Here is a 21440-nt window from a genome sequence, read left to right as displayed (position 1 = left end):
CTTCGCACCCCCGACCCGAGCGGTTCCACCGCACGGCCCGCGACTGGAGACAGTGTGACGGAGAACGTCGACGCGAAAGCCCACGACGGACACGCCCCCGCAGGCTATGCGGCGGCCCGGCTGGCCCTCCTGAACGGTGAGGGCCCCTCAGGGGCGCCGCGGCGCAAGGCGCTGGCCGCCCTGACCGACGCCTGGCTCGCCGACCTCGCCCGCGGCGCGGCCTGCCGGACCGGGGCCCGGGGCTGGTCGCTGGTCGCGGTCGGCGGCTACGGCAGGGGCGAGCTCTCCCCGCGCAGCGACCTCGACCTACTGCTGCTCCACGACGGCTCCGCCGGGCCCACGGACGTCGCCGGCCTCGCCGACGGGATCTGGTACCCGGTCTGGGACCTGGGCGTCGCCCTCGACCATTCCGTCCGCACCCCCGCCGAGGTCCGCAAGACCGCCGCGGAGGACCTCAAGGTCCAGCTCGGCCTCCTCGACGCCCGCCACATCGCGGGCGACACCGCCCTCACCGCCTCCCTGCGCGCCGCCGTCCTCGCCGACTGGCGCAACCAGGCCCCCAAGCGACTCCCCGCGCTCCACGAACTGTGCCTGGAGCGCGCAGAACGTCACGGCGAGCTCTCGTACCTGCTGGAACCCGACCTCAAGGAGGCCCGCGGCGGGCTGCGCGACGCCACCGCCCTGCGCGCCGTCGCCGCCTCCTGGCTCGCGGACGCGCCACGCGAGGGCCTGGAGGACGCCAGGACCCGCCTGCTCGACGCCCGGGACACCCTCCATCTGGTGACCGGCCGTGCCACCGACCGGCTGGCCCTGCAGGAGCAGGACCAGGTGGCCACCGCGCTCGGCCTGCTGGACGCCGACGCGCTGTTGCGCCAGGTGTACGAGGCCGCCCGGACCGTCAGCTACGCCTTCGACGTCACCTGGCGCGAGGTCGGCAGGGTCCTGCGCTCCCGCCAGATGCGGCCCCGCCGACGCGGGCTGCTCGGCCGCTCGCGTCCCGGGCAGAGCGGGGACGCGCCCCAGCGCACCCCGCTGGCCGACGGCGTCGTGGAGCACGAGGGCGAGGCCGTCCTCGCGCTCACCGCCAGGCCCGAGCGCGACCCCGTGCTGCCGCTGCGCGCCGCGGCGGCCGCGGCCGAGCACGGCGTACCACTGTCGCTGCACGCGGTCCGCCGGCTGAGCGTGGCCCAGGCCGGCCGGCCGCTGCCGGTGCCCTGGCCCGCCGAGGCCCGCGAACAGCTCGTCACGCTGCTCGGCGCGGGGGAGTCGACCGTGCAGGTGTGGGAGGCCCTGGAGGCGGAGGGCATGATCACGCGGCTGCTCCCGGACTGGGAGCGGGTCCGCTGCCGCCCGCAGCGCAACGCCGTGCACATCTGGACCGTCGACCGGCACCTCATCGAGTGCGCGGTGCGGGCCTCGCGCCTGACCCGCCGGGTCGGCCGCCCCGACCTGCTGCTCATCGCCGCCCTGCTGCACGACATCGGCAAGGGCTGGCCCGGCGACCACTCAGAGGCCGGCGAGGTCATCGCCCGCGACGTCGCGGCCCGCTTCGGCTTCGGCCGCGCCGATGTGGAGACACTGGCCCTGCTGGTGCGCCACCATCTGCTGCTGATCGAGACCGCGACCCGGCGCGACCTGGACGACCCCGCCACCGTGCAGAGCGTCGCCGAGGCCGTCCGCGACTCCGAGACACTGGACCTGCTCCACGCGCTGACCGAGGCGGACGCCCTCGCCACCGGTCCGGCCGCCTGGAGCGCCTGGCGGTCCTCGCTCGTCGGCGACCTGGTCAAGCGGGTCGCCGCCGTCCTGGCGAGCGGGGCGGTGCCCGAGCCCGCCGACCCCGAGCCCACCGCCGAGGAGGAGCGGCTGGCCGTCGAGGCGGCGCGCACCCAGGGCCCGGTCATCGCGCTGCACGCCCACGCCGAGCCCGACCCCGACGGGGCCGCCCCGAGGACCGCGGGGGACGAACCCGAGCCCGTCGGCGTGGAGCTGCTGCTCGCCGTCCCCGACCGCCCCGGGCTGCTCGCGGCGGCGGCGGGCGTGCTCGCCCTGCACCGGCTCACCGTCCGCGCCGCCGACCTGCGCGCGGTCGACCCCATCGGGCAGGGCCCGGTGACCCTCCTGCGCTGGCGGGTGGCCGCCGAATACGGCTCGCTGCCCGAGGCGGCACGGCTGCGCAACGACTTCGCCCGGGCCTTCGCCGGCTCCCTCGACATCGAGGCGCGGCTGGCGGAGCGCGAGTCCGCGTATCCCCGCCGCCGCGGCGTCACGCCCCCACCGCCCCGCGTGACCGTGGCCGCCGGCAGTTCCAGCGCCGCCACCGTCATCGAGGTCCGCGCCCACGACGCCCCGGGGCTGCTGCACCGCATCGGCCGGGCCCTGGAGTCCACCGGCGTGAACGTCAGGTCCGCCCGGATCAGTACGCTCGGAGCCAACGCCGTGGACGCCTTCTACGTCACCGACACCGCCGGGGATCCGCTTCCCGACGTCACGGCGGCCGAGGTCGCCGACGAGGTCGAGCGGGCCCTGCGCTGACGCGGTGGAGACCTTTCGCGGGCCGGGCGGATACCCTTGAGGACGACCTATCACCCGCCCCCGACCTGAGGATCCGCGACCGACGTGTTCGACACCCTTTCCGACCGCCTCGCAGCGACGTTCAAGAACCTCCGGGGCAAGGGCCGCCTGTCCGAGGCGGACATCGACGCCACGGCGCGCGAGATCCGCATCGCGCTGCTGGAGGCGGACGTCGCGCTGCCGGTGGTCCGTGCCTTCATCAAGCAGGTCAAGGAGCGGGCGGCCGGGGCCGAGGTGTCCCAGGCGCTCAACCCCGCCCAGCAGGTCATCAAGATCGTCAACGACGAGCTGATCGGCATCCTCGGCGGTGAGACCCGCCGGCTGCGCTTCGCCAAGCAGCCGCCGACCGTGATCATGCTCGCCGGTCTGCAGGGTGCCGGTAAGACGACCCTGGCCGGCAAGCTCGGCCGCTGGCTGAAGGGCCAGGGCCACGCCCCGCTGCTGGTCGCCGCCGATCTCCAGCGTCCCAACGCGGTCAACCAGCTCCAGGTCGTCGCGGAGCGGGCGGGCGTCGCGGTCTTCGCGCCGCAGCCCGGCAACGGCGTGGGCGACCCGGTCCAGGTGGCCAAGGACTCCATCGAGCACGCCCGCACCAAGCAGTACGACGTCGTCATCGTCGACACCGCCGGCCGCCTCGGCATCGACGCCGAGATGATGCAGCAGGCCGCGGACATCCGCGACGCCGTGCAGCCCGACGAGATCCTCTTCGTCGTCGACGCCATGATCGGCCAGGACGCGGTCAACACCGCCGAGGCCTTCCGTGACGGCGTCGGCTTCGACGGCGTGGTGCTCTCCAAGCTCGACGGCGACGCCCGCGGTGGTGCGGCGCTGTCCATCGCGCACGTCACCGGCCGCCAGATCATGTTCGCCTCCAACGGCGAGAAGCTGGACGACTTCGACGCCTTCCACCCCGACCGGATGGCCTCGCGCATCCTGGGCATGGGCGACGTCCTCAGCCTGATCGAGAAGGCCGAGCAGACCTTCAGCCAGGCCGAGGCCCAGAAGATGGCCGAGAAGCTGGCCAAGGGTCCCAAGGAGTTCACCCTCGACGACTTCCTCCAGCAGATGGAGCAGGTCCGCAAGATGGGCTCGATCTCCAAGCTGCTCGGCATGCTCCCGGGCATGGGCCAGATCAAGGACCAGATCAACAACCTCGACGAGCGCGACGTGGACCGCACCGCCGCGATCATCAAGTCGATGACCCCGGGCGAGCGCCAGGACCCCACGATCATCAACGGCTCCCGCCGCGCCCGCATCGCCCGCGGTTCCGGCGTGGACGTCAGCGCCGTGAAGAGCCTGGTGGAGCGGTTCTTCGAGGCGCGCAAGATGATGTCGCGGATGGCCCAGGGCGGCATCCCCGGGATGCCCGGCATGCCGGGCATGGGCGGTGGCGCCCGCCAGAAGAAGCAGCAGAAGAAGGCCAAGGGCAAGCGGCAGAGCGGCAACCCGCTCAAGCGGGCCGAGCAGGAGAGGGCCGAGGCCGCACGTCGCGAGCAGCAGGCCGGTGGCGCCTTCGGCATGCCGGCCGGCCAGGACGGCCAGAACTTCGAACTGCCCGACGAGTTCAAGAAGTTCATGGGCTGACCCCGGTCCATGTGCGTACGGCGGCGGTGCCTCCTGAGGAGGGCGCACCGCCGCCGCGCATGCATCATGGACCCATGCGCGTACACATCCGCCCCCCGGAGCCGGCCGACGCCCCCGCCTACCGGGAGGCGGTGCTGCGCTCCGCCGAGCACATCGGCCGGTGGAACCCGGTCGAACCGGACGGGCTGCCCGAACTGCTGCGGCGCCAGGGGCCCGTGCTGCGGACGTTCCTGATCCTCGACGAGGAGAGCGGCGGGATCGTCGGCAAGTGCAACGTGGCCAACATCGTCATGGGACGCTTCCGCAACGCCAGCCTCGGCTACGACAGCTACGTGCCCTTCGTCGGCACCGGGCGGATGAGCGAGGGCATGCGGCTGGTCGTCGACCGCTGCTTCGCCCCCGAACCGCGGGGCCTGGGCCTGCACCGGCTGGAGATCAACGTGCAGCCGGAGAACGAACGGTCCGTCGCCATGGCCAAGCGCCTCGGCTTCCGTCACGAGGGCTTCACGCCCCGGATGCTCTACCTGAACGACGCCTGGCGCGACCACGAGCGCTTCGCGCTCACCGCCGAGGAGTGGCCTGGGGCCTGAGGGGCGCCGGAGCGGAGCTGTCCTTATTGTCGGGATATGGGCAATCCCGTACCGCCCCGGCAGAATCCGGACGACCCATGGCGGACGGAGGGCGCGCCGGCCTCGCCGCCCACCCGGCGACGGCGCCGCATGGGCGGCTGGGGCGGCATGATCCTGACGGCGCTCGTCGTCTTCCTCATCACCGACCTGGTGCTCTCGTTCTTCACCGGGCCCCGGCCGACCACGATCTCGTACACCGAGTTCGACCGGCAGCTCGCCGCGGACAACATCTCGAAGATCTACTCCAAGGGCGACTCCATCGAGGGACAGCTCAAGAAGAAGCAGGAGGTCCCCGGCGCGGCCGAGGGTACGTACACGCAGTTCAAGACCCAGCGGCCGGTCTTCGCCGACGACGACCTGTGGGCGACCCTGGCCAAGAACGAGGTCACCGTCACCGCCGAACCCGTGGTCCAGCAGCGCGGACTGCTCTACAACCTGCTGCTCTCGCTCGCCCCCGTGCTGCTGCTGGTCGTGCTGTGGCTCTACGTCTCCCGCCGGATGAGCAAGCTCGCGGGTGGGCTCGGCGGGCTGGGCGGCATCGGCCGCAGAGGCCCGCCGCGGCCGGTCGTCCCCGAGGCGGGCCGCCGTACCACCTTCGCCGACGTGGCGGGCATCGACGAGGTGGAGGCCGAGCTGGGCGAGGTCGTCGACTTCCTCAAGCGCCCCCAGGCCTACCGGGCGCTCGGGGCGCGGATGCCGCGCGGCGTGCTGCTCGCCGGACCGCCGGGCACCGGCAAGACCCTGCTCGCCCGGGCCGTGGCCGGCGAGGCCGACGTGCCGTTCTTCTCCGCCTCCGCCTCCGAGTTCATCGAGATGATCGTGGGCGTCGGCGCCGGCCGGGTGCGCGAGCTGTTCGCCGAGGCCCGCAAGGTCGCCCCGGCGATCATCTTCATCGACGAGATCGACACCATCGGCCGCGCCCGCGGCGCCGCGGGCGGCATCGGCGGCCACGACGAGCGGGAGCAGACCCTCAACCAGATCCTCACCGAGATGGACGGCTTCTCCGGCTCCGAGGGCGTCGTCGTCATCGCCGCCACCAACCGGCCCGACGTCCTCGACCCCGCCCTGACCCGGCCCGGCCGCTTCGACCGTGTCGTCCACGTCAGCCCGCCCGACCGCACGGGCCGCGAGGCCATCCTCCGTATCCACCTGCGCCCAGTCCCCCTGGCGGGCGGGATCGACCTGACCGCCGTGGCCCGCGCGACGCCCGGGATGACGGGCGCGGAGCTCGCCAACCTCGCCAACGAGGCCGCGCTGCTGGCCGTCAAGCGCGGCAAGGGCGCCGTCGGGCAGAGCGAGCTCTCCGACGCCCTGGAGAAGGTGCAGCTGGGCGCGGCACGCCCGCTCGTCATACCCGCCGAGGAGCGCCGGCGCACCGCCTACCACGAGTCCGGGCATGCCCTGCTCGGCATGCTGCACCCGGGCGCCGACCCCGTACGCAAGATCACCATCGTGCCGCGCGGCCGCGCCCTCGGGGTCACCCTCTCCACCCCCGACTCCGACCGCTACGCGTACACCGAGGAGTACCTGCGCGGCCGGATCATCGGCGCGCTCGGCGGCATGGCCGCCGAACACGTCGTCTTCGGGGTGATCACCACCGGCGCCGAGAACGACCTGGAGCAGGTCACGGGCGTCGTCCGGGGCATGGTCGGCCGATGGGGCATGAGCGAGAAGGTCGGCCCGCTCTCCGCGATCCCGGCCGACTCCCAGCAGCCGTACGGACTGTCCGCCGCCCCCGCCACCCTCGACGTGATCGACGCCGAGATGCGCAGGATCGTGGACGAGTGCTACGGGACGGCCTGCCGGCTGCTGAGCCGGCACCGTGAGCAACTGGACGCCCTCGCGGAACGGCTGCTGGAGGCCGAGACGCTGGAGGAGGGGGAGGCCTACGAGGCGGCGGGCATCCCGCGGCTCGAGAAGGCCGCCGAGTAGCCGCAGCGCGGTCGCGCGGTCGTCGACGGAACGTTCCGGCTACACCCGGGCCACCAGGTACCGGAACACGTTCTCCATCCGGACCGTGCCGTCGGCGCGCCGGTACGCGTGCAGCGCCTCGCGCAGTTCCTTGCGCACCTGGTCCTCGTCGGTGGCCGCCACGGCGGCGTCGAAGAGCCCGGTCGACACCAGGCCGCGCACCGCGCTGTCCATGTCGGGGTAGCCGAACGGGCAGGACACCCGTCCCGATCCGTCCGGGCGCAGCCCCGCCCCCCGCGCCAGGTCCTCCAGGTCGTCACGGCCGCTGAGCCGGACCGCGGGGGAGGCGCCGCGCGGCTCGGCCAGCCGGGCCGCGACACGAAGCACCCGTCCGGTGGCGCAGCGCTCGGGCGGTCCCCAGCCGGCCAGCACGACCGGGCTGCCCCGCTCGGCGAGGCCGGCGGCGGCCCTGAGCGCCGGGACCAGCGCCGCCGGCGCCGTCCCCGGGTCCAGGGCGGTGACCATCGTGAACGGTGCCCCTTCCGGTACGGGCACCGCCTCAGGGCCGCCCGGCACAAGCCGGGTGCGCCCGCCTGACCGTACCGGCGGGCCCCACTGCGGCTCGGGCAGCAGCCGCTGCCGGGCCAGTTCGAGACGCCGGTCGTCCGGATCGCACCCCGTGACCGCCGCGCCCCGGGCCGAGGCCATGAGCAGCGCGAGCCCCGATCCGCAGCCGATGCCGAGCAGCCGGGTGCGGGGGCCGACCTCCAGCCGCTCGTGCACCGCCTCGTAGAGCGGTACGAGCATCCGCTCCTGGATCTCCGCCCAGTCACGCGCCCTGCCGTCGGTCCGGTGTGTTCGTGGGTGCCGTGCGAGCGTAGGTGTCATCGAGCGCCCCAATCAGCCGCGTCGCCGTCTCGCCGAAAGCCTTCCTCGTACGCCCCCCGGTTACGCCGCGCACCGTGTCCGTCACGCCACGCACGCCCCCGGAGCCAGCCAACTCCCCTTCCGGGCCGTAGTCCATAGGTTTGAAGGTGAGGATCGGGCCGATTCACGACCCCGCCGATTCACGTCCGGTGCCGCTGTCCCCGTACCATCTGCGGCATGGCAAAGGCTCCCGTACTCACGCCCCAGGCGGACGACTTCCCGCGCTGGTACCAGGACCTGATCAACAAGGCCGAGCTGGCCGACAACGGCCCGGTGCGCGGCACCATGGTCATCCGGCCGTACGGGTACTCGCTGTGGGAGCGGATGCAGCAGGAGATGGACGCGCGGATCAAGGAGGCGGGCGCCCAGAACGCGTACTTCCCGCTCTTCATCCCGCAGTCCTACCTGACCCGGGAGGCCGAGCACGTCGAGGGCTTCGCGCCGGAGCTGGCCGTGGTCACCCACGGCGGCGGCAAGGAGTTGGAGGAGCCGGTCGTCGTCCGGCCCACCTCCGAAACGATCATCAACGAGTACTTCTCCAAGTGGGTGCAGAGCTACCGCGACCTGCCCCTGCTCATCAACCAGTGGGCCAACGTGGTCCGTTGGGAGATGCGCTCGCGGCTCTTCCTCCGTACGAGTGAGTTCCTGTGGCAGGAGGGCCACACCGCGCACGCCACCTACGAGGACGCCCGCGACTACGCCGCGATGATCCACCGCGACGTGTACGGCGACTTCATGATCGACGTCCTGGGCATCGACGTCGTCCTGGGCCGCAAGACCGCACGCGAGCGCTTCGCCGGCGCCATCAACACCCTCACCCTGGAGGGCATGATGGGCGACGGCAAGGCGCTTCAGATGGGCACCAGCCACGAGCTGGGCACCAACTTCGCCAAGGCCTTCAACACCTCGTACCTGTCGAAGGAGGGGCAGCAGGAGCTGGTCTGGCAGACCTCCTGGGGCGTGTCGACCCGCATGGTCGGCGGCCTGATCATGTCCCACGGCGACGACAACGGACTGCGTGTGCCGCCGCGCCTGGCGCCGGTGCAGGCCGTGATCCTGGCGATCAAGGGCGACGACGCGGTCGTGGCCAAGGTCCGGGAGATCGGCGACCGGCTCAAGGCCGCGGGCGTGCGCGTGCAGATCGACGTCCGCACCGACACCCCCTTCGGCCGCCGCGCCGTGGACTGGGAGCTCAAGGGCGTGCCCGTCCGCGTCGAGGTCGGCCCGCGCGACCTGGAGAACGGCACCGCGATGCTCGCCCGCCGCATCCCCGGGGGCAAGGAGCCGGTGGCGATCGACGAGCTGATCGCGCTGGTGCCCAAGGCGCTGGAGGAGGACCAGGCCACGCTGCTGCGCCAGTCCCGTGAGCGGCGCGAGTCCCGCACCGTGGACGTCAAGACGATCGGCGAGGCCGCCGAGGCCGCGGCCACCGGCTGGGGCCGCATCCCGTGGGCGGACCTCGGCCCGGAGGGCGAGGCCAAGCTGGCCGAACAGGGCGTGTCGGTGCGCTGCCTCCTCACCGAGGACGGGGGCGTTCCGGAAGCGGACGACGCGCCGGGTACCGTCGCGGTCGTCGCGCGGGCATACTGACCGTCAACTGACTGAAAAGCGACGTACGTAATCGGCAGTACGTCCATGCTTGAGGCGGGTGCGTGACTTCTCCACTGTCCTCCGCACCCGCCCTCAGCCGTACGCATCATCCGGAACTGACTAGTACGTGCAAAATATTTGGGATGGCCCGGTATCGGAACACAGGGCGCCCCCGGCTCGTTGTCACGACGTGAGCACGACACCACCAGTCCTCGCCGCCGAGCTGGCAGTCGCATGGGCCGACATTCAACGGCACCATCCCGAACTGCCCGACCTGGCCGCCCCCGAGTCCCTGATCGGAGAGTCCTCGTCCGCGTGCGGCACGGAGCTCTCCTTCGAGCGCCTGCTGCACGAGGCCGTCCACGGAGTCGCCGCCGCGCGTGGCGTCCGGGACACCTCGCGGGCAGGGCGCTACCACAACCGTCGATTCCTGGCCATCGCCGACGAGCTCGGCCTGGACCACTCCGAGGAGCCGCACCCCAGCAGCGGCTTCTCCCTGGTCCAGATGCGCCCGGACACCAAGAAGCGCTACCGGGCGACGATCGACCGGCTGCAGCGCGCGCTCAGAGCGCACACCGCGGCGACCGCCGCCGACACCGCCCGCAGTTTCCGCGGGCCCGCCGCCCGGCACGGGTCCTCGGGCGGAGGCGTACGGGTGAAGGCGGTCTGCGACTGCGGACGCAACGTCCGGGTCGTGCCGTCCGTGCTCGCGCAGGCGCCGATCGTCTGCGGGGCGTGCGGCACACCGTTCCGGATTCCGGAGGCCGCGGCGGTCGCGTGAAGCGCCGCCGCGGCACGGGGCGGCACCGCACGGGGGCAGCGCCGGTGGGGTCACCGGCGTGCGGTGGCATGCCCGCCGTATGGCAGAATGGTCAGCTGAGCACTCGGCAGCCGTGCAGGACCCCTCTCTCCTTCGGCTGACGCGTCCGTCGGGCAACCGGCTCCACAACCCCACGTGGCGGTCTGGCCTGCCCAACCACGTCAACACCAGGAGAACCCACTCCCGTGGCAGTCAAGATCAAGCTGAAGCGTCTGGGCAAGATCCGTTCGCCTCACTACCGCATCGTCGTCGCCGACTCCCGTACCCGCCGTGACGGCCGGGCCATCGAGGAGATCGGCCTGTACCACCCCGTCCAGAACCCGTCGCGCATCGAGGTCAACGCCGATCGCGTCGCGTACTGGCTGGGTGTCGGCGCGCAGCCGACCGAGCCCGTGCTCGCCATCCTGAAGAAGACCGGCGACTGGCAGAAGTTCAAGGGCGAGCCGGCTCCGGCCCCGCTCCTGGTCGCCGAGCCCAAGGCCGACAAGCGCGCCCTCTTCGAGGCCGCCGCAAAGGACGCCGGTGACGAGCCCAAGGGTGAGGCCATCACCCAGAAGGCCAAGAAGTCCGACAAGAAGGACGAGGCCGCCGAGGCGGCCGAGTCGACCGAGGCCTGATCGTGCTCGAGGAGGCCCTCGAGCACCTGGTCAAGGGCATCGTCGACAATCCCGACGAGGTGCAGGTCGCCGCGCGTACCCTGCGCCGAGGGAAGGTCCTGGAGGTCCGGGTCCACCCCGACGACCTCGGCAAGGTGATCGGCCGCAACGGCCGCACCGCCCGCGCCCTGCGCACTGTCGTGGGCGCGATCGGTGGACGTGGTGTCCGCGTCGACCTCGTCGACGTGGACAACGTCCGCTGAGGTACGCAGCACCGGCACGGGCCGGGGGTGGCAATTGGGCCGCCCCCGGCCCGTGGCCTTACCCGACACGTGAGCACAGGAGCGCGAACAAGTGCAGCTGGTAGTGGGACGCATCGGCCGCGCCCATGGCATCAAGGGCGAGGTCTCGGTGGAGGTGCGCACAGACGAGCCGGAACTGCGGCTCGCCCCGGGCGCCGTGCTCGTCACGGACCCGGCCTCGGCCGGCCCGCTCACCGTGGAGGCCGGCCGGGTGCACAGCGGCCGGCTCATGCTGCGCTTCGCGGGGGTCAAGGACCGCAACGGCGCCGAGGCGCTGCGCAACGTCCTGCTGATCGCCGACGTCGACCCGGACGAGACGCCGGAGGACCCCGAGGAGTTCTACGACCACCAGCTGGTCGACCTCGACGTGGTCACCGCCGACGGCACCGAGGTCGGCCGGATCAAGGAGATCTCCCACCTGCCGTACCACGACCTGCTGGTCGTCGAGCGGCCGGACGGCAGCGAGGTCATGGTGCCCTTCGTCGCCGAGATCGTCCCCGAGATCGACCTGGAGCGGCAGCGAGCGGTCATCGCCCCCCCGCCCGGCCTGCTGGACGAGGCCGAGACGGAGCAGCAGGAGCAGTAGGACCATGCGCATCGACGTCGTCACGATCTTCCCCGAGTATCTTGAGCCGCTGAACGTCTCCCTGGTCGGCAAGGCCCGGGCGCGCGGGCAGCTGGACGTGCGTGTCCACGACCTGCGCCAGTGGACCCACGACCGGCACAACACGGTCGACGACACCCCGTACGGCGGGGGGCCCGGCATGGTCATGAAGCCCGAGCCGTGGGGTGAGGCCCTGGACGCGGTCCTGGAGTCGGGCGAGGGCTCGCCCGTGCTGGTGGTCCCCACCCCGAGCGGCCGCCCCTTCACCCAGGAGCTCGCGGTCGAGCTGTCCGGGAAGCCCTGGCTGGTCTTCACCCCGGCCCGCTACGAGGGCATCGACCGCCGGGTCATCGAGGAGTACGGCGAGCGGCTCGACGTCCGCGAGGTCTCCATCGGCGACTACGTGCTGGCCGGCGGCGAGGCCCCGGTCCTGGTGATGGTGGAGGCGGTCGCCCGTCTGCTGCCGGGCGTGCTCGGCAACGCCGAGTCCCACCGCGACGACTCCTTCGCCCCCGGTGCCATGGCCGACCTGCTGGAGGGCCCGGTCTTCACCAAGCCCCCGGTCTGGCGCGACCGCGGGGTGCCGGAGGTGCTGCTCAGCGGCCACCACGGCAAGGTGGCCCGATGGCGCCGCGACGAGGCCTTCCGCCGTACGTCGGAGAACCGCCCCGACCTGATCGAACGCTGCGACCCGGCGAGCCTGGACAAGAAGGACCGGTCGATGCTGGCCGCACTCGGCTGGGTCGTCGGCGAGGACGGGCGATTTGGGCGCGTGCCGGAGTCCGTGGAAGAATAGGCCGTTGCCGCTGTGCGTCCGGCGTGCGCCCCTGCCACAGGGGGACATGACGACCGTCCGACGCCGCGGCATTCGTATCACCACCACAATCCGCCGATGACCTGTGGCATGGGCGAAGAAAGCAGACGAACATGTCTCACCTGCTCGACTCCGTCGACGCCGCGTCGCTGCGCAGCGACGTCCCGGCCTTCCGCCCGGGTGACACCGTCAACGTCCACGTCCGCGTGATCGAGGGCAACCGCTCCCGCATCCAGCAGTTCAAGGGCGTTGTCATCCGCCGCCAGGGTTCCGGCGTCCGTGAGACCTTCACGGTGCGCAAGGTCTCCTTCAGCGTCGGCGTCGAGCGTACCTTCCCGGTGCACAGCCCGATCTTCGAGAAGATCGAGCTCGTGACCCGCGGTGACGTGCGTCGCGCCAAGCTGTACTACCTCCGTGAGCTGCGCGGCAAGGCCGCGAAGATCAAGGAGAAGCGCGAGCGCTGAGCCTGCCGGGCATGATGCGGAGCCCTATAGGCTCTGCGCTCGATGGACACAGAGGTACACCTTCCGGAGCGCGACCGCGCCGATGCCGCCGAACGGCGGGATGAGCGGTCGCGCTTCGGCGTACGTACACCGCGGTATGCGCTGCTCGTCGTGGCGGCCGCCGCCGTGGTCGCGCTGGTCAACGTCTTCGTGGCGCAGCCCTTCGAGATCCCCAGCGGGTCGATGGAGAACACCCTGCGGGCCGGGGACCGGGTACTCGTCAACAAACTGGCGTACCGTTTCGGCAGTACGCCGGCCAGGGGCGACATCGTGGTGTTCGACGGCAAGGGGTCGTTCGTGCAGGACTCCGGAGGGGCCGACTTCGTCAAGCGCGTCGTCGGTGTCGGCGGAGACCGGGTGACCTGCTGCGACGAGGCGGGCAGGATCACCGTCAACGGGCGCCCGCTGGACGAGACCTATATTTACCCCGGGGACACGCCGTCCCGGGTAGCGTTCGACATCGAGGTTCCGAAGGGGAGGCTGTGGGTGATGGGCGACCACCGTGCCGACAGCCGGGATTCCCGTGATCATCTCGGCGACCCCGGCGGGGGCACCGTTCCGGTGGACAAGGTGATCGGCCGGGCCGAGGCGACCATATGGCCGCTGGGCCGCCGCCGGTCCCTGGACGGCGCCCATGGGTAGCCGCGGCCGGGCGCGCCCTGGCCGGCCGAGCCGTGCCGAGTACCTGCTGGGTGAGGAGCCGGCCGGTCCGCGCAGGGGCGGCGGCCGTGCCGATCGGCGCAAGCTGGCGCGGAAGGTCAAGCGCCGGCGGCGCCGTTCCGCGGCCAAGGAGATACCCCTGCTCATCGGCGTCGCACTGCTGATCGCGCTGGTGCTCAAGACCTTCCTGCTGCAGGCCTTCGTCATCCCGTCGGGCTCCATGGAGCAGACGATCAGGATCGGCGACCGTGTGGTCGTCGACAAGCTCACGCCGTGGTTCGGCTCCCGGCCGCAGCGCGGTGACGTGGTGGTGTTCAAGGACCCCGGCAACTGGCTGGAGGGCGAGCAGGCCCAGTCCGGCGAGGACCCGGTGGTCGTCAAGCAGGTCAAGGAGTTCTTCACCTTCATCGGGCTGCTGCCGTCCGCGGACGAGCAGGACCTGATCAAGCGGGTGGTCGCGGTCGGCGGCGACACGGTGAAGTGCTGCGACGCCCAGGGGAGGGTCACCGTCAACGGGACCCCCCTGAACGAGCCCTACATCCATCCGGGCAATCCGCCCTCGGAGATCAAGTTCACGGTCAAGGTCCCGCCCAACCGTCTCTTCGTGATGGGCGACCACCGCTCCAACTCCGCGGACTCCCGCTTCCACCTCAAGGACGCCGGCAACGGCACCGTGCCGGAGAGCCTGGTGGTGGGCAGGGCCTTCGCCGTGGCCTGGCCGATGGGGCACTGGGCGGGACTGAAGGAACCGGCGACGTATTCCGGCGTCGCCGCCGCGGGGGGTTCGGGCGCGTCTGCCGCCAGGGCGGGTCCGGGAGTGGCAACATCCAACAATTGGCAAGGAATGACTCCGCTCCCGACTCCTGCGGAACTTCCGCTCGTTATGGGAGTGGTGAGCCTGCGGCGCATATGGCGCGGGCGGCAGCGCGCAGCAAGCGGAGTAAGGAGTGGATGTGGGGGACCTGGTGGTCGGCGCAAGGTCCGGACGCGGAGAGCCGGAGGATCGGGACCCCACGTCGGGCGGCTCGGCGGGCAACGGCGAGGCGCCGGTCGGAAAGAAGAACTCGGACGCGGGCGCGGAAACCTCCGAAGAGGCGAGCGACACGAAGGACCGTGACGGCGGCGCGGACAAGAAGCAGCGTTCGTTCTGGAAGGAACTGCCGCTGCTGATCGTCATCGCGCTCGCGCTGGCCTGGCTGATCAAGACCTTTCTGCTGCAGGCGTTCTCGATCCCCTCGGCGTCGATGGAGAACACCCTCAGGATCGGCGACCGGGTCCTGGTCGACAAGCTCACGCCCTGGTTCGGCTCCGAGCCCGAACGCGGTGAGGTCGTGGTCTTCCACGACCCGGGCGGCTGGCTCGGCGAGACCGTCCCGGTGGACACCAACCCGGTGACGAACGCGATCCAAAAGGGCCTGAGCTTCGTCGGCCTCATGCCGTCCGCGGAGGAGAAGGACCTGATCAAGCGGGTCATCGCGGTCGGCGGCGACACGGTGGAGTGCAAGGGCACCGGCCCGGTCAAGGTGAACGGCAAGGCACTGGACGAGCCGTACATCTACCCGGGGAACACCCCCTGCGGTGACCGTCCCTTCGGCCCGATCAAAGTCCCGCAGGGACGCATCTGGGTGATGGGTGACCACCGGCAGGACTCCCTGGACTCCCGGTACCACCAGAACCTGCCGGGCAACGGCACGGTCTCCGTGGACGAGGTCGTCGGCCGCGCGGTCGTCGTGGCCTGGCCGATCGGCAACTGGTCCACCCTCCCCGTCCCCAGCACCTTCGACCAGCCCGGCATCAACGCGGCGGCCGCGGGCCTGCCGGTCACGGGCGGGCTGGCCGGTGCGGTCCCGCTGGTGCTGTGGCGGCGGCGCCGTCTGATCAACCAGGCCGGGTGAGAGGGCTGCCCCGGGTCCGTACCCCCGGGTAAGGTGCGGACGCATGAGCACGAGCACACGCACGGGCACGGGCGCGCGGACGACGACGGGGCGAGCGGGCGAACAGGGCGGCGGACGGACCGGACGAATAGTCTCCGGTCTGGCCGTCGCCCTTGGCTGCGTGCTGTTCCTCGGCGGCTTCGTCTGGGGAGCGCTGGTCTACCGGCCGTACACCGTACCCACCGGGTCGATGACCCCGACCGTCGACGCGGGCGACAAGATCCTCGCCCAGCGGATCGACGGCTCGCAGGTGCGGCGCGGGGACATCGTGGTCTTCACCGACCCGCTGTGGGGGGACGTTCCCATGGTGAAGCGGGTCGTGGCGGTCGGCGGTGACAAGGTGGCCTGCTGCGACAAGCAGGGGCGGCTCACGGTCGACGGAAAGCCGGTCGACGAGCCGTACCGCCTCGACACCGAGGGCCCGGCCTCGCCGGCCTCCTTCTCGGCCACCGTGCCCCGGGACAACCTGTTCATGATGGGCGACAACCGGGCGACGTCCGAGGACTCCCGCTTCCGCCTCGGCGACGCCGACAACGGCTCCGTGCCGCGCGGCACGGTGTCCGCGCGGGTCGACGGCGTCGCCTGGCCGCCAGGCCGCGTCGGCATGGTCGACCGGACGGGCGCCTTCACCGCCCTGCCGGGTGACGGGCCCTCCAGTCCCGGTCCGCTGCGCACGGTGGGCGTGGCGGTCGCGGCCGGAGTGGTCCTGATCTTCGCGGGTGCGGCCTACGGCCCGGTCGCGGACCGGGCCCGGCGCCGGAGGGCGGCGCGATAGCGATGCGACGGCGCGCGGCCCGGGTCGTCCTGCTCGACCCCTCCGACCGGATCCTGTTGCTGCACGGGTACGAGCCGGGCGACCCCTCCGTCACCTGGTGGTTCACCCCGGGCGGCGGCGTGGAGGAGGGCGAGAGCCTGGACGTCGCCGCGCGCCGCGAGCTGGCGGAGGAGACCGGCATCACCACGGCACTGCTCGGGCCGGTGCTGTGGGAGCGCTCGTGCGCCTTCGACTTCGACGGCCGGCGCTGGGAGCAGGACGAGTGGTACTACCTGGCCCGCACCGACGACGTCCGGGTGCACACGGGCGGGCTCACGGAGCTCGAACAGCGCAGCGTCGACGGCCTGCGATGGTGGACCTGCGAGGAACTGCTCGCCTCGCATGAGACGGTGTATCCGACCAGGCTCGCCGAGCTGCTGCGCAACCTGCTCGACGAAGGTCCGCCATTGTCCCCGATTCACCTGGGGACGGAGCGTGACTGACGCACAATGGGGGGACGTACGGCTGAAGGGGAACATGCCATGAGCGCCGAGGACCTCGAGAAGTACGAGACCGAGATGGAGCTGAAGCTCTACAGGGAGTACCGGGACGTCGTCGGCCTGTTCAAGTACGTGATCGAGACGGAGCGTCGTTTCTACCTCACCAACGACTACGAGATGCAGGTGCACTCGGTCCAGGGCGAGGTGTTCTTCGAGGTCTCCATGGCCGACGCGTGGGTGTGGGACATGTACCGGCCGGCGCGCTTCGTGAAGCAGGTGCGCGTGCTGACCTTCAAGGACGTGAACATCGAGGAGCTGAACAAGGCCGACCTCGACCTGCCCTCGGACGACTCCGGCTTCAACGGCTGAGCCGGCCGGGGCCGGCGGGTTGTCCACAGGCCCTCATCAAGATCATCTCTCGGGCGCCATCTCCCTCACAGTGAGTGACGGAGGTGGTACGGATGAATGCCCGAGGGGCTTTCGGACGCTACGGCGAGGAACTGGCGGCACGGTCACTGACCGAGGCCGGGATGATCGTGCTGGAGCGGAACTGGCGGTGCCGGCACCGCGAACGCCACGGCGAGATCGACATCGTGGCGGCGGACGGGGACGCGGTCGTGGTGTGCGAGGTGAAGTCGCGCACCGAGGCCTGCGGTGAGCACCCGATGGCCGCCGTCACCCGGCGCAAGGCCGAGCGGCTGCGGCGGCTGGCCGATTGCTGGCTCGCCGATCACGGCGGACCGCCCCCGGGCGGGGTGCGGATCGACGTGGTGGGTGTGGTGCTGCCGGCCCGAGGCGCCGCCCGCGTCGAACATGTGCGGGGGGTGGAGTGATGGGCTTCGCCCGTACGTGCTCTGTGGCGCTGCTGGGTGTGGAGGGCGTCGTCGTCGAGGTCCAGGCGGACCTGGAGGCCGGGGTGGCCACGTTCACGCTGGTGGGGCTGCCGGACAAGAGCCTCAGTGAGAGCCGTGACCGGGTCCGCGCCGCCATCGTGAACAGTGGTGAGACCTGGCCGCAGAAGAAGCTGACGGTCGGTCTCAGCCCGGCCTCGGTCCCCAAGGGCGGCAGCGGCTTCGACCTGGCGGTCGCGTGCGCCGTCCTCGCCGCGAACGACCGCGTCGCCCCGCGCGACATCGCCGACCTGATGATGATCGGCGAGCTCGGTCTCGACGGCCGGGTCCGCCCGGTCCGAGGGGTGCTGCCCGCGGTCCTCGCCGCCGCCGACGCCGGGTACCGCCACGTCGTGGTGCCCGAGCGCACGGTCGCCGAGGCCTCGCTCGTGCCGGGGGTCTCCGTGCTCGGGGTCCGCAGCCTGCGGCAGCTGATCGCACTGCTCAACGACGAGCTCGCCCCGGAGGAGGAAGAGGAGCCGGCCGACGGGCGGCCCGACCCGATGCTGGCCGGCCTCACCCTGCCTGGCGCCGGGCTCGGCAGCGGACTCGCCGACACCGGCACCGGCGCCCCGGATCTGGCCGAGGTCGCGGGACAGGGCGCCGCCAGGACCGCCCTGGAGGTCGCGGCCGCGGGCGGCCACCACGTCTACCTCAAGGGGCCGCCCGGCGCGGGCAAGACGATGCTGGCCGAGCGGCTGCCCGGGCTCCTGCCGCCCCTCACCAGGCAGGAGGCGATGGAGGTCACCGCCGTGCACTCGGTCGCCGGGATGCTGCCGCCGGACCGGCACATGGTGGACCACCCGCCCTACTGCGCACCCCACCACTCGGCGACCATGCAGTCCCTTGTCGGCGGCGGGAACGGGCTGCCCCGGCCGGGGGCCGTCTCCCTCTCCCACAAGGGTGTGCTTTTCCTGGACGAAGCACCCGAATTCAACGGTCAGGCCCTCGACGCGCTGAGGCAGCCCCTGGAGTCCGGCCATGTGGTGATCGCCAGGGCCGCCGGAGTCGTCCGCCTCCCCGCGCGGTTCCTGCTCGTCCTCGCCGCGAACCCCTGCCCCTGTGGGCGGTACGGCTCACCCGGCGGCATGTGCGACTGCACGCCCAGCATGATCCGCCGCTACCAGGGGCGGCTGTCCGGGCCGCTCCTGGACCGGGTCGACCTGCGGGTGGAGGTGGAGGCCGTCAGCCGCTCCGAGCTGATCGGCGGCGCCGGCTCCGCGGAGTCCACCGCGGTGGTCGCCGCGCGGGTGCGGGAGGCCCGCGAACGAGCCGCCGCCCGGTACGCGGACACACCGTGGCGGCTCAACAGCCAGGTGCCCGGCCATGAGCTGCGCACCCGCTGGGCCGTGGCGCCCGGGGCGCTGCGCTCCGCCGAGCGGGACATGGAGCGCGGACTGCTCACCGCGCGGGGGCTCGACCGGGTCCTGCGCGTGGCCTGGACGGTCGCCGACCTCGCGGGCCGTGACCGGCCCGCGGGCGTCGACATGGAGCGCGCCCTGGAGATGCGCACAGGTGTGCGCCGCGGCATGGCGGCGACGGGGGAAGCGCGATGACGCAGATGCTGCCCGGCATGGACGGGGAGTACGAGCCGGCCCCGGAGGGCCCGGAGGAGGAGCCTCCCCCGACCCCGCAGGAGCGCCAGGCCCGCGCCGCCGTGACGCGTATCGCAGACCCCGGCGACCGGCTCGTCGACAGCTGGCTCCGGGAGCTCGGCCCCGTCGAGACCGTGCGGGCGCTGACCGCCGGCGAGGAACTGCCCGGGGCGGGGGTGCGGCGGACTGCCGGCTACGCCCTGCGGGCCCGCAGGGCGCAGCCGGAGCGGGATCTGGCGGCGGCCCGGGCCATGGGTGCCCGCTTCGTGTGCCCCGGCGATCCGGACTGGCCGCGGCAGCTCGACGACCTGGGCGGCGAGCGTCCGTACGGGCTGTGGGTGCGCGGCGGCGCCTCGCTGAGGATGTGGGCGCTGCGGTCGGTCTCCGTCGTGGGCGCCCGCGCCTGCACCGACTACGGCTCCCACATGGCAGCGTCCCTGGGCGCCGACCTGGCGGAGGCCGGCTGGGTCACCGTCTCCGGTGCGGCCTACGGCATCGACGGCGCCGCGCACCGGGGCGCGCTGTCGGCGACGGGGGCGACCGTCGGGGTCGTCGCCTCCGGAGTGGACGTGCCGTATCCGCCGGGTCATGCCGAGTTGATCGGACGCATCGCCGAACAGGGCCTGCTCATCGGTGAATTGCCGCCCGGGTCGCATCCCACCCGCAGCCGCTTCGTCCTGCGCAACCGCGTGATCGCCGCCCTCACCCGGGGCACCGTCGTCGTCGAGGCGCAGTACCGCAGCGGTTCCCTGATCACCGCCCGCAGGGCCCGCAAGCTGGGCCGTTTCGTCATGGGCGTGCCGGGTCCCTGCACCTCGGCGCTGTCCCAGGGGGTCCATGAGCTGCTGCGCGCGGACGGGGTCCTGGTCACCGGCGCCGCCGAGGTCATCGAGCACGTCGGCCGCATCGGTGAGGACCTCGCGCCCGAGCGCCGGGGGCCGGTCCTGCCGAGGGATCTGCTGCCACCCGCGGCCGCCAGGGTGCTGGAGGCTCTGCCCGGCCAGGGCGGTGCCGGCGTTGCGGAGCTCGCGGTCGCCGCGGGCGGCGCCCCCGATGAGACCCTCACCAGGCTCCATGAGCTGCACGCCCTCGGCTTCGTCGAACGGGACGGACCGCGCTGGAAGCTGACGCCCGGCGGCGAGTCGGCTCCCACGACGGGAGGACGCAGCCAAGCCGACACGCTCTCCCGGTGAACACACCATCAGGTGACAGGACGGTTCTTGACCTGGGACCTCCAGGATGGCGAGGTTATGGGGACGCCCGAACGTCGCCCTGAGCGACGGTATCGTCACGCTACGCTCAAGGAGGTTCGAGTCCCGCCCGTCCCTCAGGTCACGCAGAACGGCTCAGATCGACGCATGCACCGGCACACTCCCGGGCACGAAGGCAGCACGGCGGCGACCGCCGTCACCGGAAACCCCCGGCCGCCCGCCCCCACCTCGCTCGACGCGCTGTGGCGGACCTACAAGTCCACGGGGGACGCACGCCTGCGCGAGCAGCTGATCCTGCACTACTCACCCCTGGTGAAGTACGTGGCGGGACGTGTGAGCGTCGGTCTGCCCGCCAACGTGGAACAGGCGGACTTCGTCTCCTCCGGCGTCTTCGGGCTCATCGACGCCATCGAGAAGTTCGACCCGGAGCGCGCGATCAAGTTCGAGACCTATGCGATCACCCGGATCCGCGGTGCCATGATCGACGAGCTGCGCGCCCTGGACTGGATCCCGCGCTCGGTGCGCCAGAAGGCCCGCGCCGTCGAGCGCGCGTACGCCACGCTCGAGGCCTCCCTGCGGCGGACCCCGAGCGAGTCGGAGGTCGCCGCCGAGATGGGTATCGCCCTGGAGGAGCTGCACGGCGTCTTCAGCCAGCTCTCCCTGGCCAACGTCGTCGCCCTGGAGGAACTGCTCCACGCGGGCACCGAGGGCGGCGACCGGCTCACCCTGGTCGACACCCTGGAGGACACCGGCGCCGACAACCCCGTCGAGGTCGCCGAGGACCGCGAGCTGCGCCGGCTGCTGGCCCGTGCCGTCAACACGCTGCCCGAGCGCGAGAAGACCGTGGTCACCCTCTACTACTACGAGGGGCTGACCCTGGCGGAGATCGGTCAGGTGCTCGGGGTCACCGAGAGCAGGGTCAGCCAGATCCACACCAAATCCGTTCTGCAATTGCGCGCGAAACTGGCCGACGTGGGCCGTTGACCCCGCTTTGCCGACGGGTGCGCCCGGTGGGCGGACCGCTTCCGTACAGTGGTGAGGT

At 72.2% G+C, this 21440-nt stretch carries 22 protein-coding genes; 21 read left to right on the top strand and 1 reads right to left on the bottom strand.

The annotated features are described in order from the left end of the window. Positions 1-54 precede the first annotated feature (54 nt). The 4 genes from AC3EUJ_RS25740 (at position 55) to ftsH (ending at position 6719) form a co-directional block, all read left to right on the top strand. Positions 55-2535 (top strand): [protein-PII] uridylyltransferase, encoded by a 2481-nt coding sequence (locus tag AC3EUJ_RS25740; RefSeq protein ID WP_431965256.1) that lies wholly within the window; start codon positions 55-57, stop codon positions 2533-2535. Positions 2536-2619: 84 nt separating this feature from the next. Further along, the gene (ffh, locus tag AC3EUJ_RS25735; protein WP_431965254.1) at positions 2620-4158 is read left to right on the top strand and encodes a signal recognition particle protein; all 1539 of its coding nucleotides are present in this window, start codon (positions 2620-2622) and stop codon (positions 4156-4158) included. 74 nt (positions 4159-4232) lie between these two features. Next, entirely contained in the window at positions 4233-4748 is a 516-nt protein-coding gene (locus tag AC3EUJ_RS25730) for a GNAT family N-acetyltransferase (RefSeq protein WP_431965252.1), read from the top strand. 36 nt (positions 4749-4784) lie between these two features. Then, the gene (gene ftsH, locus AC3EUJ_RS25725; RefSeq protein ID WP_431965250.1) at positions 4785-6719 is read left to right on the top strand and encodes an ATP-dependent zinc metalloprotease FtsH; all 1935 of its coding nucleotides are present in this window, start codon (positions 4785-4787) and stop codon (positions 6717-6719) included. Positions 6720-6758: 39 nt separating this feature from the next. Here the strand turns inward: ftsH and AC3EUJ_RS25720 are convergent, their stop codons facing one another. Next, positions 6759-7586, bottom strand: a complete 828-nt coding sequence (locus tag AC3EUJ_RS25720) for a class I SAM-dependent methyltransferase (RefSeq protein WP_431965248.1) — start codon at positions 7584-7586, stop codon at positions 6759-6761. Between the two features lie 216 nt (positions 7587-7802). On the opposite strand from AC3EUJ_RS25720, the gene proS reads away from it, so the two are divergent. The 17 genes from proS (at position 7803) to whiG (ending at position 21382) form a co-directional block, all read left to right on the top strand. Further along, positions 7803-9215 carry a proline--tRNA ligase gene (proS, locus tag AC3EUJ_RS25715; RefSeq protein WP_431965246.1) on the top strand — a complete coding sequence of 471 codons (1413 nt, stop codon included), beginning with the start codon at positions 7803-7805 and terminating at the stop codon, positions 9213-9215. Between the two features lie 190 nt (positions 9216-9405). Next, a complete protein-coding gene (locus AC3EUJ_RS25710) occupies positions 9406-9996 on the top strand; it encodes a hypothetical protein (protein WP_018562960.1) in 591 nt (196 codons plus the stop codon). A 224-nt stretch (positions 9997-10220) separates the two neighbouring features. Beyond that, positions 10221-10652, top strand: coding sequence for a 30S ribosomal protein S16 (rpsP, locus tag AC3EUJ_RS25705; protein ID WP_018562959.1), 432 nt, complete (start codon positions 10221-10223; stop codon positions 10650-10652). 2 nt (positions 10653-10654) lie between these two features. Next, positions 10655-10894, top strand: a complete 240-nt coding sequence (locus AC3EUJ_RS25700) for an RNA-binding protein (RefSeq protein WP_018562958.1) — start codon at positions 10655-10657, stop codon at positions 10892-10894. A gap of 91 nt (positions 10895-10985) precedes the next feature. Then, positions 10986-11519 (top strand): ribosome maturation factor RimM, encoded by a 534-nt coding sequence (gene rimM / locus AC3EUJ_RS25695; RefSeq protein WP_431965244.1) that lies wholly within the window; start codon positions 10986-10988, stop codon positions 11517-11519. 4 nt (positions 11520-11523) lie between these two features. Then, positions 11524-12333: a tRNA (guanosine(37)-N1)-methyltransferase TrmD gene (trmD, locus tag AC3EUJ_RS25690; protein WP_431965242.1), complete on the top strand. Its 810-nt coding sequence runs from the start codon at positions 11524-11526 to the stop codon at positions 12331-12333. A 131-nt stretch (positions 12334-12464) separates the two neighbouring features. Next, the gene (rplS, locus tag AC3EUJ_RS25685) at positions 12465-12815 is read left to right on the top strand and encodes a 50S ribosomal protein L19 (protein WP_431965240.1); all 351 of its coding nucleotides are present in this window, start codon (positions 12465-12467) and stop codon (positions 12813-12815) included. A 42-nt stretch (positions 12816-12857) separates the two neighbouring features. Beyond that, positions 12858-13496, top strand: a complete 639-nt coding sequence (lepB, locus tag AC3EUJ_RS25680; RefSeq protein ID WP_431965238.1) for a signal peptidase I — start codon at positions 12858-12860, stop codon at positions 13494-13496. Next, positions 13489-14631, top strand: a complete 1143-nt coding sequence (gene lepB / locus AC3EUJ_RS25675) for a signal peptidase I (protein ID WP_431965236.1) — start codon at positions 13489-13491, stop codon at positions 14629-14631. The genes lepB (AC3EUJ_RS25680) and lepB (AC3EUJ_RS25675) overlap by 8 nt, the downstream gene beginning before the upstream one ends. Before the next feature lie 40 nt (positions 14632-14671). Next, entirely contained in the window at positions 14672-15409 is a 738-nt protein-coding gene (gene lepB / locus AC3EUJ_RS25670; protein WP_431965265.1) for a signal peptidase I, read from the top strand. 43 nt (positions 15410-15452) lie between these two features. Further along, positions 15453-16223, top strand: coding sequence for a signal peptidase I (lepB, locus tag AC3EUJ_RS25665; protein ID WP_431965234.1), 771 nt, complete (start codon positions 15453-15455; stop codon positions 16221-16223). 2 nt (positions 16224-16225) lie between these two features. Beyond that, positions 16226-16705 (top strand): NUDIX hydrolase, encoded by a 480-nt coding sequence (locus tag AC3EUJ_RS25660; protein WP_431965232.1) that lies wholly within the window; start codon positions 16226-16228, stop codon positions 16703-16705. Between the two features lie 39 nt (positions 16706-16744). Further along, entirely contained in the window at positions 16745-17071 is a 327-nt protein-coding gene (locus AC3EUJ_RS25655) for a DUF2469 domain-containing protein (protein WP_018562949.1), read from the top strand. A gap of 92 nt (positions 17072-17163) precedes the next feature. Further along, positions 17164-17535: a YraN family protein gene (locus AC3EUJ_RS25650; protein WP_431965230.1), complete on the top strand. Its 372-nt coding sequence runs from the start codon at positions 17164-17166 to the stop codon at positions 17533-17535. Then, positions 17535-19148, top strand: coding sequence for a YifB family Mg chelatase-like AAA ATPase (locus AC3EUJ_RS25645; protein WP_431965228.1), 1614 nt, complete (start codon positions 17535-17537; stop codon positions 19146-19148). Before AC3EUJ_RS25650 ends, AC3EUJ_RS25645 begins: the two co-directional genes overlap by 1 nt. Beyond that, the gene (gene dprA, locus AC3EUJ_RS25640; RefSeq protein ID WP_431965226.1) at positions 19145-20380 is read left to right on the top strand and encodes a DNA-processing protein DprA; all 1236 of its coding nucleotides are present in this window, start codon (positions 19145-19147) and stop codon (positions 20378-20380) included. Before AC3EUJ_RS25645 ends, dprA begins: the two co-directional genes overlap by 4 nt. Positions 20381-20545: 165 nt before the next feature. Next, positions 20546-21382, top strand: a complete 837-nt coding sequence (gene whiG, locus AC3EUJ_RS25635) for an RNA polymerase sigma factor WhiG (protein WP_431965224.1) — start codon at positions 20546-20548, stop codon at positions 21380-21382. Positions 21383-21440: the final 58 nt, after the last annotated feature.

The organism is Actinacidiphila sp. bgisy160, from assembly GCF_057707815.1.
Note: the sequence above shows the minus strand (reverse complement) of the source record. Positions and strands in the feature narration are given on the sequence as shown.

Bases quoted from the DNA above. Each gene is read 5' to 3' on its own strand.
- AC3EUJ_RS25720 (WP_431965248.1), bottom strand. From the start codon at position 7,586: ATGACACCTACGCTCGCACGGCACCCACGAACACACCGGACCGACGGC.
- trmD (WP_431965242.1), top strand. From the start codon at position 11,524: ATGCGCATCGACGTCGTCACGATCTTCCCCGAGTATCTTGAGCCGCTG.
- proS (WP_431965246.1), top strand. From the start codon at position 7,803: ATGGCAAAGGCTCCCGTACTCACGCCCCAGGCGGACGACTTCCCGCGC.
- ftsH (WP_431965250.1), top strand. From the start codon at position 4,785: ATGGGCAATCCCGTACCGCCCCGGCAGAATCCGGACGACCCATGGCGG.
- AC3EUJ_RS25650 (WP_431965230.1), top strand. From the start codon at position 17,164: ATGAATGCCCGAGGGGCTTTCGGACGCTACGGCGAGGAACTGGCGGCA.
- whiG (WP_431965224.1), top strand. From the start codon at position 20,546: ATGCACCGGCACACTCCCGGGCACGAAGGCAGCACGGCGGCGACCGCC.
- AC3EUJ_RS25655 (WP_018562949.1), top strand. From the start codon at position 16,745: ATGAGCGCCGAGGACCTCGAGAAGTACGAGACCGAGATGGAGCTGAAG.
- lepB (WP_431965238.1), top strand. From the start codon at position 12,858: ATGGACACAGAGGTACACCTTCCGGAGCGCGACCGCGCCGATGCCGCC.
- AC3EUJ_RS25660 (WP_431965232.1), top strand. From the start codon at position 16,226: ATGCGACGGCGCGCGGCCCGGGTCGTCCTGCTCGACCCCTCCGACCGG.
- rplS (WP_431965240.1), top strand. From the start codon at position 12,465: ATGTCTCACCTGCTCGACTCCGTCGACGCCGCGTCGCTGCGCAGCGAC.
- lepB (WP_431965236.1), top strand. From the start codon at position 13,489: ATGGGTAGCCGCGGCCGGGCGCGCCCTGGCCGGCCGAGCCGTGCCGAG.
- lepB (WP_431965234.1), top strand. From the start codon at position 15,453: ATGAGCACGAGCACACGCACGGGCACGGGCGCGCGGACGACGACGGGG.
- AC3EUJ_RS25730 (WP_431965252.1), top strand. From the start codon at position 4,233: ATGCGCGTACACATCCGCCCCCCGGAGCCGGCCGACGCCCCCGCCTAC.
- dprA (WP_431965226.1), top strand. From the start codon at position 19,145: ATGACGCAGATGCTGCCCGGCATGGACGGGGAGTACGAGCCGGCCCCG.
- AC3EUJ_RS25645 (WP_431965228.1), top strand. From the start codon at position 17,535: ATGGGCTTCGCCCGTACGTGCTCTGTGGCGCTGCTGGGTGTGGAGGGC.